At 53.9% G+C, this 12,046-nt stretch carries 12 protein-coding genes; 11 read left to right on the forward strand and 1 reads right to left on the reverse strand.

The annotated features are described in order from the left end of the window. Positions 1-7: 7 nt before the first annotated feature. Complete coding sequence (gene flk, locus BM427_RS15185) at positions 8-1,024, reverse strand: flagella biosynthesis regulator Flk (RefSeq protein ID WP_167518596.1); 1,017 nt, start codon at positions 1,022-1,024, stop codon at positions 8-10. A 113-nt stretch (positions 1,025-1,137) separates the two neighbouring features. On the opposite strand from flk, the gene pdxB reads away from it, so the two are divergent. From pdxB to argT, 11 genes are all read left to right on the forward strand, one after another. Next, positions 1,138-2,274 carry a 4-phosphoerythronate dehydrogenase PdxB gene (pdxB, locus tag BM427_RS15190; RefSeq protein WP_090123832.1) on the forward strand — a complete coding sequence of 379 codons (1,137 nt, stop codon included), beginning with the start codon at positions 1,138-1,140 and terminating at the stop codon, positions 2,272-2,274. Between the two features lie 65 nt (positions 2,275-2,339). Continuing rightward, positions 2,340-3,353: an aspartate-semialdehyde dehydrogenase gene (locus BM427_RS15195; RefSeq protein WP_090122859.1), complete on the forward strand. Its 1,014-nt coding sequence runs from the start codon at positions 2,340-2,342 to the stop codon at positions 3,351-3,353. Then, positions 3,353-4,165 carry a tRNA pseudouridine(38-40) synthase TruA gene (truA, locus tag BM427_RS15200; protein WP_090122862.1) on the forward strand — a complete coding sequence of 271 codons (813 nt, stop codon included), beginning with the start codon at positions 3,353-3,355 and terminating at the stop codon, positions 4,163-4,165. Before BM427_RS15195 ends, truA begins: the two co-directional genes overlap by 1 nt. Before the next feature lie 28 nt (positions 4,166-4,193). Next, positions 4,194-4,853 carry a DedA family protein gene (locus BM427_RS15205; RefSeq protein WP_090122864.1) on the forward strand — a complete coding sequence of 220 codons (660 nt, stop codon included), beginning with the start codon at positions 4,194-4,196 and terminating at the stop codon, positions 4,851-4,853. A gap of 103 nt (positions 4,854-4,956) precedes the next feature. Beyond that, a complete protein-coding gene (gene accD, locus BM427_RS15210) occupies positions 4,957-5,871 on the forward strand; it encodes an acetyl-CoA carboxylase, carboxyltransferase subunit beta (protein ID WP_090122866.1) in 915 nt (304 codons plus the stop codon). 70 nt (positions 5,872-5,941) lie between these two features. Then, positions 5,942-7,210 (forward strand): bifunctional tetrahydrofolate synthase/dihydrofolate synthase, encoded by a 1,269-nt coding sequence (folC, locus tag BM427_RS15215; RefSeq protein ID WP_090122868.1) that lies wholly within the window; start codon positions 5,942-5,944, stop codon positions 7,208-7,210. Beyond that, positions 7,200-7,910 carry a cell division protein DedD gene (dedD, locus tag BM427_RS15220; protein WP_090123834.1) on the forward strand — a complete coding sequence of 237 codons (711 nt, stop codon included), beginning with the start codon at positions 7,200-7,202 and terminating at the stop codon, positions 7,908-7,910. Before folC ends, dedD begins: the two co-directional genes overlap by 11 nt. A 229-nt stretch (positions 7,911-8,139) precedes the next feature. Continuing rightward, on the forward strand, positions 8,140-8,628 hold the full coding sequence (cvpA, locus tag BM427_RS15225) for a colicin V production protein (protein ID WP_090122870.1): 489 nt from the start codon (positions 8,140-8,142) through the stop codon (positions 8,626-8,628). Positions 8,629-8,661: 33 nt separating this feature from the next. Next, entirely contained in the window at positions 8,662-10,179 is a 1,518-nt protein-coding gene (gene purF / locus BM427_RS15230; RefSeq protein WP_090122872.1) for an amidophosphoribosyltransferase, read from the forward strand. A 93-nt stretch (positions 10,180-10,272) separates the two neighbouring features. Then, the gene (locus tag BM427_RS15235) at positions 10,273-10,854 is read left to right on the forward strand and encodes a UbiX family flavin prenyltransferase (protein ID WP_090122874.1); all 582 of its coding nucleotides are present in this window, start codon (positions 10,273-10,275) and stop codon (positions 10,852-10,854) included. A gap of 272 nt (positions 10,855-11,126) precedes the next feature. Then, positions 11,127-11,909 (forward strand): lysine/arginine/ornithine ABC transporter substrate-binding protein ArgT, encoded by a 783-nt coding sequence (gene argT, locus BM427_RS15240; RefSeq protein WP_090122877.1) that lies wholly within the window; start codon positions 11,127-11,129, stop codon positions 11,907-11,909. Positions 11,910-12,046 lie beyond the last annotated feature (137 nt).

Genomic DNA, 12,046 nt, shown 5'->3' on the forward strand with positions numbered 1-12,046 from the left:
GGGTTTTTTAACTCACCAGCCAGAAAAGCGCTAATGCGATAAGCAGGACGATAAAAAAGAACCCGGGTCGCGTGGAAATTGATTTTATCGTTTCGACAATGGGGGCGACAAACGGGCTGTAAATGGGTTGAATATCGCGCACTTCAAATGTACCCGTCGCACGTTCTGTGCGGCGTAAAAAGACCTGATTAAGAATGTCTTGAACCTGCGACGTCGTCAGGATTGTCTGCGGCGTAGCCTGCCATGTCTGCTGGGCATACTCGGTAATAGTACGCATTTCTGTATCATCCAGCGGTTGTTTCAGGGCAGTCTGGATCGTGTGCAGCGTAGGTGCGCTATGTGTGCTTAACGTCTGTCGCGCCTGCAGCCATGTCATCAGCGGCGCGAAATGTTTCGCCGGAATCAGCTCACCGGTTTTGACGCCGGAAAGCTCCATCATCGACTGCCAGATTAATTTACCGGATTCGCCTGTTGCTGCCGCCAGTTTCGTCACCGCCTGGTTCAGTGAGTTGTGCTCGGCAGGCAGCAATGGACGCTCGGTGACCGGACGTTGCAGCGGCTGCGGGATGGTTATCTGGTTATTCTGCAACAGGGTTAGCACAGTTTTTAACTGCTGAGGCGTCAACTGGCTGAGCGCCGTCTGACCAAACTGCTGACGAATAAAATCGCTCACCGCCTGGCGATTATTCCCCTGGCTTAACAGCTCCGTCAGCTGTGAGATCACCTGGCGGGTGGTGTGATTCTGCGTTGCAGTTTCTACGCGCTGGTTGAGGTTCTGCTCAGCAGCAGGAAAGTGGCGTGAGAGCAGCGGGGCGTCATTCTTCAGCCCTAAATCGTGTTTGATGCCAGCCCATACTTCCGCGCTTTGCTGCTGCGTTAGCGCAATTAAGCGAATAACCAGTCGCTCCAGCACGGTACGTTGCAGGGTGGATAAGGGCTGTTCGCCAGCATTATTCGCGGCGTTCGCGGGTTGTGTCGGCTCTTGCCCTGGAGGGCGCGCGGGCGTCCCCGGAATGGGTTGCATCATGGATTTCCTCTCACTCTCGCATGGCGGTAGTCGGCATTGCAGGTATGCCTGGCGGCGAGATTATGGCACACTTGCGCGCTCAACTCCCGTTCTCAAACAGGTACTGTAGCGTGAAAATCCTTGTTGATGAAAATATGCCTTATGCCCGCGATCTTTTTAGCCGTCTGGGTGAAGTGAAAGCGGTTCCCGGTCGCCCAATCCCGCTTTCGGAACTGGCCGATGCTGATGCGTTAATGGTGCGCTCCGTGACGAAAATCAACGAGGCATTATTACAGGGGACGGGGATCAAATTTGTCGGTACGGCAACCGCAGGAACTGACCATGTTGATGAAGGGTATTTGCAACAAGCGGGGATTGGCTTTTCCGCAGCGCCAGGCTGTAACGCCATTGCGGTTGTAGAGTATGTATTCTCTTCGTTATTGATGCTGGCAGAGCGCGAAGGCTTTGCTCTTAAAGATCGTACAGTCGGGATTGTCGGTGTGGGTAATGTGGGTGGACGCTTACAGGCGCGCCTCGAAGCGCTGGGCATCCGCACGCTGCTATGCGATCCGCCGCGCGCCGATCGTGGTGATGACGGTGATTTCCGCTCGCTTGATGAGCTGGTGCGTGAAGCTGATGTGCTGACTTTCCATACACCGCTGTTTAGAGAGGGGCCGTATAAAACGCTGCACCTTGCGGATAATGCTCTGCTGGCGCGTCTGAAACCTGGCACTATTCTGATTAATGCCTGTCGTGGCCCGGTGGTGGATAATGCGGCGCTGTTGCAGCGTTTACAGGCGGGACAAGCGCTTCATGTGGTGCTGGACGTCTGGGAGCCGGAACCTGACCTCAACGTAGAACTGCTGCAACGCGTTGACATTAGCACCTCGCATATCGCCGGATATACCCTTGAAGGTAAAGCTCGCGGCACAACGCAAGTGTTTGAAGCTTATAGTGAATTTATCGGTAAACGGACGCAAGTATCGCTTGATACGCTACTGCCTGCGCCGGAATTTGGCCGCATAACGCTGCACGGTCCTCTTGATCAGTCAACGCTAAAAAGACTGGTTCATTTGGTGTATGATGTGCGCCGTGACGATGCGTTGCTGCGAAAAGTGGCAGGCATGCCGGGTGAATTTGATAAGTTACGTAAAAACTATCTTGAGCGTCGCGAATGGTCATCATTGTATGTACAGTGCGATGATGCCAGTGCCGCCGAACTGTTGCGGCAACTGGGTTTTAACGCCACGCACACCCCGGCTCGTTAATGTCTTCTTAATGCTCCCTGCGGAACAATGCCGCAGGGACGCTTTATTTCCTGGAGTAAATCACCATGTCTGAAGGCTGGAATATTGCCGTTCTTGGCGCCACTGGCGCTGTCGGAGAAGCCTTGCTCGAAACGCTGCAGGAGCGCCAGTTCCCGGTAGGCGAACTCTACGCGCTGGCCAGAGAAGAGAGTGCGGGCGAAAACTTGCGTTTTGCGGGTAAAACTGTGCGCGTAGAAGATGTTGCCAGTTTTGACTGGACGCAGGCGCAACTGGCATTTTTTGTCGCCGGTGCGCAGGCATCTGCAACCTGGATTGAAGAGGCCACCAACGCGGGTTGCCTGGTGATCGATACCAGCGGTCTGTTTGCGCTGGAGCCAGATGTGCCGCTGGTCATGCCGGACGTTAACCCCTTTGTGCTCGCAGATTACCGAAACCGCAATATTATTGCCGTGCCAGACAGCCTGACCAGCCAACTGCTGGCCGGTATTAAGCCGTTGATTGACGAAGGCGGTTTTTCACGCGTATCCGTTACCAGCATGCTGTCTGTTTCGCGCAACGGCAAACAGGCGGTCAATGGGTTGGCAGGGCAGAGCGCCAAACTGCTGAATGGCATCCCGATTGACGAAGATGACTATTTTGGCCGCCAGCTTGCATTCAACATGTTGCCGCTGCTGCCGGATAGTGAAGGTAGCGTGCGTGAAGAGCGAGTGATTATCGATCAGATGCGCAAAATTTTGCAGGATGACGGTCTGATGATCTCCGCGAACTGCGTACAGTCGCCGGTATTTTACGGCCATGCGCAGATGGTCAGTTTTGAAGCGCTGCGTCCGCTGGCTGCTGAAGAAGCGCGCGATGCATTTGCCCGTTTTGACGAAATTGTATTGTCTGAAGAGAATGAATTTCCTACTCAGGTGGGTGATGCTTCCGGTCAGACGCATCTTTCTGTCGGCTGTATCCGTAATGATTACGGTATGCCGGAGCAGATCCAGTTCTGGTCGGTGGCCGACAACGTTCGCTTCGGTGGCGCGCTGATGGCGGTCAAAACCGCCGAGAAACTGGTGCAGGAGTATTTGTACTGATGCAGGACGAAGTCAAAGCGCCAGTCTACAAAATTGCGCTGGGTATTGAGTACGACGGTAGCAAGTATTACGGCTGGCAGCGTCAGCAAGAAGTGCGCAGTGTGCAGGAGAAGCTGGAAAAAGCCCTCTCGCAGGTCGCTAATGAACCGATTAACGTGTTCTGCGCTGGTAGAACTGACGCAGGTGTGCATGCAACAGGGCAGGTGGTGCATTTCGAAACGACTTCGCTGCGCAAAGATGCCGCCTGGACGTTAGGGGTTAATGCGAATTTGCCTGCTGACATCGCGGTGCGCTGGGTAAAAACTGTTGCCGATGATTTTCATGCTCGTTTCAGCGCTACGGCTCGCCGTTACCGCTACATTATTTACAACCATCGTTTACGTCCGGCGGTGTTAGGCAACGGAGTTACGCACTACCACCAACCGCTGGATGCCGGGCGGATGCATCGCGCCGCGCAGTGCCTGCTTGGCGAAAATGATTTTACCTCGTTTCGTGCGGTGCAGTGCCAGTCGCGCACGCCGTGGCGCAATCTGATGCATATCAACGTCAGTCGCTACGGCAATTACATTGTGGTGGATATCAAAGCCAATGCCTTTGTACATCATATGGTCAGGAATATCGTCGGTAGCCTGATGGAAGTGGGTGCCAACAACCAGCCGGAGAGCTGGATAGCAGAGTTGCTGGCGGTCAAGGATCGCACGCTGGCGGCAGCAACGGCGAAAGCGGAAGGGTTATATCTGGTGGCGGTGGATTATCCAGCGCGTTTCGACCTTCCGACTGCGCCAATGGGCCCGCTGTTCCTGGCGGACTAGTCGCAATTCGTAAAAGGCAAAAGTAAATATGGACTTAATACACTTCCTTATTGATTTCGTTCTGCATATCGATGTGCATCTGGCGGAACTGGTCGCACAATATGGCATCTGGGTTTATGCGATCCTGTTTGTGATCCTCTTTTGCGAAACCGGGCTGGTGGTTACGCCTTTCCTGCCGGGGGATTCGCTGCTGTTTGTCGCTGGCGCGCTGGCCTCTCTTGGCACGAATGATCTGAATGTGCATCTGATGGTTGTATTGATGCTTATTGCCGCAATTGCCGGTGACGCCGTCAACTACACCATTGGGCGACTTTTTGGCGATCGATTATTTAGTAATCCGGATTCAAAGATTTTCCGTCGCAGCTATCTTGATAAAACCCATCAGTTTTATGAACGGCATGGCGGCAAAACGATTATTCTGGCGCGTTTTGTACCGATTGTGCGGACATTTGCACCGTTTGTTGCCGGAATGGGGCATATGTCCTATCGCCACTTCGCCCTTTTCAACGTAGCAGGTGCGCTTTTATGGGTACTGCTGTTCACCTACGCCGGGTATTTCTTTGGCACCCTGCCGATGGTTCAAGAAAATCTTAAGCTGTTAATTGTGGCAATCATCGTGGTGTCTATACTTCCGGGTGTAATTGAGATTATTCGTCACCGACGCGCTGCGGCAAAGCAGATAAAATAAGGGCGCTATAGCGGTTCGACCACTTTTTTATCCCAAGTTGCGAACTGTTATGTTTTAATGTGCACCATTTATGGGCTACCAGGTTCATGTATAAAGGTTATCAATGAGCTGGATTGAAAGAATTAAGAGCAACATCACTCCCACCCGCAAGGCAAGTATCCCTGAAGGGGTGTGGACAAAATGCGATAGCTGCGGTCAGGTGCTGTACCGCGCCGAGCTGGAGCGTAACCTTGAGGTCTGCCCGAAATGCGATCACCACATGCGGATGTCAGCGCGTAATCGCCTGCATAGCTTGCTGGACGAAGGTTCGCTGGTAGAACTGGGTAGCGAGCTTGAGCCGAAAGATGTGCTCAAGTTCCGTGATTCAAAAAAATACAAAGACCGTCTGGCGACAGCCCAGAAAGAGACCGGCGAGAAAGACGCGCTGGTAGTAATGAAAGGCACGCTGCACGGCATGCCGATTGTGGCTGCGGCATTTGAGTTCTCCTTTATGGGAGGCTCCATGGGTTCCGTCGTTGGCGCACGCTTTGTGCGTGCTGTCGAGCAGGCGCTGGAAGACAACTGCCCGCTGATCTGTTTCTCCGCTTCCGGCGGCGCCCGCATGCAGGAAGCGCTGATGTCGCTGATGCAGATGGCGAAAACTTCTGCTGCACTGGCGAAAATGCAGGAGCGCGGTCTGCCCTATATCTCCGTGCTAACCGACCCGACCATGGGCGGCGTTTCCGCAAGTTTTGCGATGCTGGGCGATCTGAACATCGCAGAACCGAAAGCGCTGATCGGCTTTGCCGGCCCGCGCGTTATCGAGCAGACCGTACGTGAGAAACTGCCGCCGGGCTTCCAGCGTAGTGAGTTCCTTATCGAAAAAGGCGCGATTGATATGATTATCCGCCGTCCCGAACTGCGTATGAAGCTGGCACGTATTCTGGCAAAGCTGATGAATCTGCCTGCGCCGAATCCGGATGAATCGCATGTTGGCACGGTGACTCCGTTACCGGTCGATCAGGAAGGCGAAGCCTGATAATACCGAAGGGCAGGGCCATCAGGCGCTGCCTTTTTGCTTTTCAAACCGTACATTATCAACGGGCATCATGGACACTAAATGCATTCCGCAAGCCACGTCGCCCCTGGCCGCGTGGCTTTTTTATCTGGAAAACCTGCACAGTAAAACCATCGATCTGGGGCTTGAGCGCGTAAGCCTGGTGGCTGCGCGCCTTGATGTGCTCCGCCCCGCACCGTTTGTTTTTACCGTCGCTGGAACTAATGGCAAAGGCACCACTTGCCGTACGCTGGAGTCGATTCTGCTGGCGGCGGGCTATCGGGTTGGCGTTTACAGTTCGCCGCACTTGGTGCGCTATACCGAACGCGTGCGCATCCAGGGCGAAGAGCTGGCTGAAAGCGAACATACCCGCTCTTTTGCGGAGATTGAAGCGGTTCGTGGCGAGATTTCACTCAGCTATTTTGAATATGGCACTCTGTCAGCGCTGTGGTTGTTTAAGCAGTCGCAGCTCGACGTTGTGATCCTCGAAGTAGGACTGGGGGGTCGGCTGGATGCCACCAATTTGGTGGATGCGGATGTCTCTGTGGTCACCAGCATTGCGCTGGATCACACCGATTGGCTTGGCCCTGACCGTGAAAGCATTGGCCGCGAAAAAGCGGGCGTCTTCCGCGGTGGTAAACCGGCAGTGGTCGGTGAACCGGATATGCCGCAGTCCATTGCCGATGTGGCACAGGAGAAGGGCGCGCTGCTGTTGCGTCGGGGCGTTGACTGGCATTATGGCGTTAACGCGCAGGGCTGGCATTTTAGCGATGCTCTGGGCGAGCTTACCGAACTGCCGTTGCCGCAGGTACCGCAGCCAAATGCGGCAACCGCGCTGGCTGCGCTGCGTGCCAGTAAGCTCGCGGTCAGCGAACAGGCGATCCGCGACGGTATTGCCGGTGCTATTTTACCTGGACGTTTCCAGATTATCAGCGAGTCGCCGCGTCTGATCCTCGATGTCGCCCACAATCCTCACGCTGCGGCTTACCTTGCCAGCCGTCTTGCCACGTTACCGAAGAAGGGCCACGTACTGGCGGTGATTGGCATGTTGCATGACAAAGACATCGTCGGGACGCTTGCCTGTCTGGAGCCAGTGGTCGATAGCTGGTATTGTGCCCCACTGGAGGGGCCGCGCGGCGCAACGGCAGAACAATTGCTGGAGCATCTGAATTCTGGCCGCGCGTGGCCGGATGTTGCACAGGCCTGGCAGGCGGCGATGGCCGATGCTGACGCCAACGATACTGTTCTGGTGTGTGGATCGTTCCACACGGTGGCACATGTCATGGAAGCAATGGATGCGGGGAGAACCGGTGGCAAGTAAGTTTCAGAACCGTTTGATGGGTACCATTGTGCTGGTTGCGCTCGGGGTTATTATTCTTCCCGGGCTTCTCGACGGGCAGAAAAAACATTACCAGGATGAGTTTGCCGCGATCCCGCTGGTGCCGAAACCTGGCGATCGCGATGAACCAGACATGATGCCCGCTGCGACGCAGGCACTTCCGGCGCAGCCGCCGGAAGGCGCGGCAGAAGAGGTGCGCGCTGGCGATGCAGAAGCACCCTCGCTGGATGCTTCAAGGCTGGCGGCGAACGGCACTCCGCAACCGGAAGTCACCAGCACGCCGGTTGAGCAACCGAAACCTAAACCACAGCCAAAACCGCAGGTGCAGCAACAGAGCGCGCCGCCTGTAACGCGTGATAAAGCCAGCGAGCAACTCACTGTGACAAACGAAGCATCAGCGCCGCCAGCGAAAGCGCAGGACGACAAAGCGGTGCCAACCGGTAAGGCGTATGTGGTGCAGCTTGGCGCGCTGAAGAACGCGGATAAAGTGAATGAAATCGTTGGTAAATTACGTGGTGCAGGTTATCGCGTTTACACGTCGCCGACGACGCCTGTTCAGGGTAAAATCACCCGTATTCTGGTGGGGCCGGATGCATCACGGGATAAGCTGAAAGGCTCGCTGGAGGAGTTAAAACAGCTCTCGGGGCTGAGCGGCGTGGTGATGGGGTATACGCCAAACTAAAGGCCGAAGAAAAAAAAAGCGCCACTTCTCATCCCTCTTTGCACGGTAAAGCGGGCAGGGATGAAGGGAAATAATGCCCTGATGACAGGCAACCGGAACCGTGGCGTTGAATATTTTTTCAGCGCCATTTTTATTTCCGCGCGGGAAGGAAATCCCTACGCAAACGTTTTCTTTTTCTGTTAGAATGCGCCCCGAACTGGACGACAGGGCGTAAAATCGTGGGACACATATGGTCTGGATTGATTACGCCATCATTGCGGTGATTGGTTTTTCTTGTCTGGTAAGCCTGATCCGCGGCTTTGTTCGTGAAGCGTTATCGCTGGTGACATGGGGCTGTGCTTTCTTTGTCGCCAGTCATTACTACACTTACCTGTCTGTCTGGTTCACGGGCTTTGAAGACGAACTGGTGCGTAATGGGATAGCCATCGCGGTACTGTTCATCGCGACGCTGATTGTCGGTGCTATCGTTAACTATGTGATCAGTGCGCTGGTCGAGAAGACTGGCCTGTCGGGTACAGACAGAGTACTGGGGATCTGTTTTGGCGCGCTACGCGGCGTACTGATCGTCGCCGCCATTCTGTTCTTTCTCGATACCTTTACCGGGCTGTCGAAAAGTGAAGACTGGCAGAAGTCGCAGCTTATCCCGCAATTCAGCTTCATCATCAGATGGTTTTTTGACTATCTGCAAAGTTCGTCGAGTTTCTTGCCCAGGGCATAGGCCCTGAGATGTGGCTTAACGAGGAAAAGACGTATGTGCGGTATTGTCGGTATCGCCGGTTTTATGCCGGTAAACCAGTCGATTTATGACGCGTTGTCGGTGCTTCAGCACCGTGGGCAGGATGCCGCAGGCATCATCACCATCGACGAAAACAACTGTTTCCGTCTGCGTAAGGCGAACGGTCTGGTGAATGATGTATTCGAGGCCCGCCATATGCAGCGCCTGCAAGGCAATATGGGGATTGGCCACGTACGTTATCCTACCGCGGGTAGTTCCAGCGCATCTGAAGCACAGCCGTTTTACGTAAACTCCCCTTACGGCATCACGCTGGCGCACAACGGCAATCTGACCAATGCGCATGAGTTGCGTAAAAAGCTGTTCGAAGAGAAGCGCCGCCACATTAACACTACTTCTGATTCTGAAATCCTGCTCAATGTGTTTGCCAGCGAGCTGGATAACTTCCGCCATTACCCGCTGGAAGCTGACAATGTGTTTGCCGCCATTGCTGGCACTAACCGCCAGATCCGCGGTGCTTATGCCTGCGTGGCGATGATTATCGGCCACGGTATGGTGGCTTTTCGCGATCCGAATGGCATTCGCCCGCTGGTGCTGGGCAAACGTGAAATCGGCGATGGCCGCACTGAATATATGGTGGCGTCTGAAAGCGTGGCGCTGGATACGCTGGGCTTCGAATTCCTGCGTGATGTAGCGCCGGGCGAAGCAGTGTATATTACCGAAAAAGGCCAGCTGTTCAGCCGCCAGTGCGCAGATAACCCGGTCAGCAACCCGTGCCTGTTCGAATACGTTTATTTTGCGCGTCCGGACTCTTTCATCGACAAAATTTCCGTCTACAGTGCCCGCGTCAATATGGGTACTAAGTTGGGCGAGAAAATCGCGCGCGAATGGGAAGATCTGGATATCGACGTGGTCATTCCTATCCCGGAAACGTCCTGCGATATCGCGCTGGAAATTGCGCGTATCCTTGGTAAACCGTACCGTCAGGGCTTTGTGAAGAATCGCTATGTTGGTCGTACCTTTATCATGCCGGGACAGCAACTGCGTCGTAAATCCGTACGCCGTAAGTTGAACGCAAATCGTGCTGAGTTTCGCGATAAAAACGTGCTGCTGGTCGATGACTCCATTGTGCGCGGCACCACTTCCGAACAGATTATCGAGATGGCTCGCGAAGCCGGGGCGAAAAAAGTGTACCTCGTTTCCGCTGCGCCGGAGATTCGCTTCCCGAACGTTTACGGCATCGATATGCCGACGGCCAATGAGCTGATCGCCCACGGGCGCGAAGTGGATGAAATCCGCCAGATCATCGGCGCTGATGGCCTGATTTTCCAGGATCTCAACGATCTTATCGAGGCAGTACGCTCTGAAAATCCGGATATCCAGCAGTTTGAATGCTCGGTGTTCAACGGTGTGTATGTCACCAAAGATGTTGATCAGAAGTACCTTGATTATCTCGACTCCTTGCGTAATGACGATGCTAAAGCGGTGCAGCGTCAGAACGAAGTGGAAAGCTTAGAGATGCATAACGAAGGTTGATCCTGCCGCGCCCCTCCATCATGAGGGGCGCAATCTGTTGCAACGCCCTCTATAATCAGGCAAAGTTCGTCCGACAAAAAAGGGGCAACAATCATGAAACGACTCATTGTGGGAATCTCTGGTGCCAGTGGCGCAATCTACGGCGTTCGCTTGTTGCAGGTGCTGCGCGACGTGGCAGAGGTTGAAACCCATCTGGTAATGAGTCAGGCGGCCCGCCAGACGCTGGCGCTGGAAACTGATTTTTCTCTGCGCGATGTACAGGCGCTGGCGAATGTGGTGCATGATGCGCGCGATATCGCCGCCAGTATCTCGTCCGGTTCGTTTAAAACGGCAGGTATGGTGATTCTTCCTTGCTCGATCAAAACCCTCTCAGGTATTGTGCACAGCTACACTGACAGCTTGCTGACGCGTGCGGCAGATGTGGTGCTGAAAGAGCGCAGGCCGCTGGTGCTGTGCGTGCGTGAAACGCCGCTGCACCTTGGGCATTTGCGCTTGATGACCCAGGCGGCGGAACTGGGCGTGGTAATCATGCCGCCGGTACCGGCGTTTTATCACCGGCCGCACAGTCTGGAGGCGGTGATTGATCAGACCGTTAATCGTGTGCTCGATCAGTTTGATATTGCGTTGCCGGAAGATCTGTTTGCCCGCTGGCAAGGAAGCGATGCCGCAAAATAGTGCGCCGCTATCCGGTATGCGTTTTTTTGGGGCAATTCTGCAAGCGTGATCATATCCTCAACATTTAATCCTCTTTTCCCTGTGCTATCACTCCGGTTCGTTCAGTAGACCTGCTATCTTTCATCATTAAGTAAGTTTGCAACGTTTTATTAACAAATTTAACGCGGTTTTTTTCCGGCTGCGGGAAACTGGCATAAGACGTGCAAGGTAACTGCCAGCAACACACAACACAACGTAATACAGAATAAAAACAGAACACTTGAGGGTAATGTATGAAGAAGACGGTTCTCGCTCTGTCTTTACTGTTGGGCCTGTCAGCGACAGCCAGCGTTTTTGCAGCGCTTCCCCACACAGTGCGTATCGGTACTGATCCAACCTATGCGCCGTTCTCATCGAAAGATGCGAAAGGGGACGTCGTGGGTTTTGATATCGATCTCGGCAACGAAATGTGCAAACGCATTCATGTGAAATGCACTTGGGTCAGCAGCGATTTTGATTCGCTGATCCCGTCGCTGAAAGCGAAAAAAATCGACGCCATCATCTCTTCTCTGTCGATTACGGAAAAACGTCAGCAGGAAATTGCATTCTCTGACAAGCTCTACGCCGCCGATTCCCGCCTGATCGCTGCCAAAGGCTCACTGATTCAGCCGACGTTGGATTCTCTGAAAGGCAAGCATGTTGGTGTATTGCAGGGCTCTACTCAGGAAAGTTATGCCAATGATAACTGGCGTACCAAAGGCATTGATGTAGTGACCTACCAGAACCAGGACCTGATTTACTCGGACCTCGCAGCGGGCCGCCTGGATGCGGCATTCCAGGATGAAGTCGCTGCCAGCGAAGGCTTCCTGAAACAACCTGCCGGAAAAGACTTCGCTTTTGCTGGCCCGTCAGTGAAAGATAAGAAATACTTCGGCGACGGCACTGGTATTGGTCTTCGTAAAGATGATACTGAACTGAAAGCCGCGTTCGACAAAGCGTTTGCCGCAATGCGTAAAGATGGCACCTACGACAAACTCGCCAAAAAGTACTTTGACTTTAACGTCTACGGCGATTAAGGCTGCATAACCCGGCTCATCCGGGATGAGGGAAATATGCACCACGTTGAATAACTGGCGTGGTGCATTTATACGGTAAATGTTTCGTTATGGTGCGCACTGCGCACTATGTTGGTGCATCAATGCATAGTTAAGCA

The organism is Kosakonia arachidis, from assembly GCF_900116535.1.
Taxonomy (GTDB): domain Bacteria; phylum Pseudomonadota; class Gammaproteobacteria; order Enterobacterales; family Enterobacteriaceae; genus Kosakonia; species Kosakonia arachidis.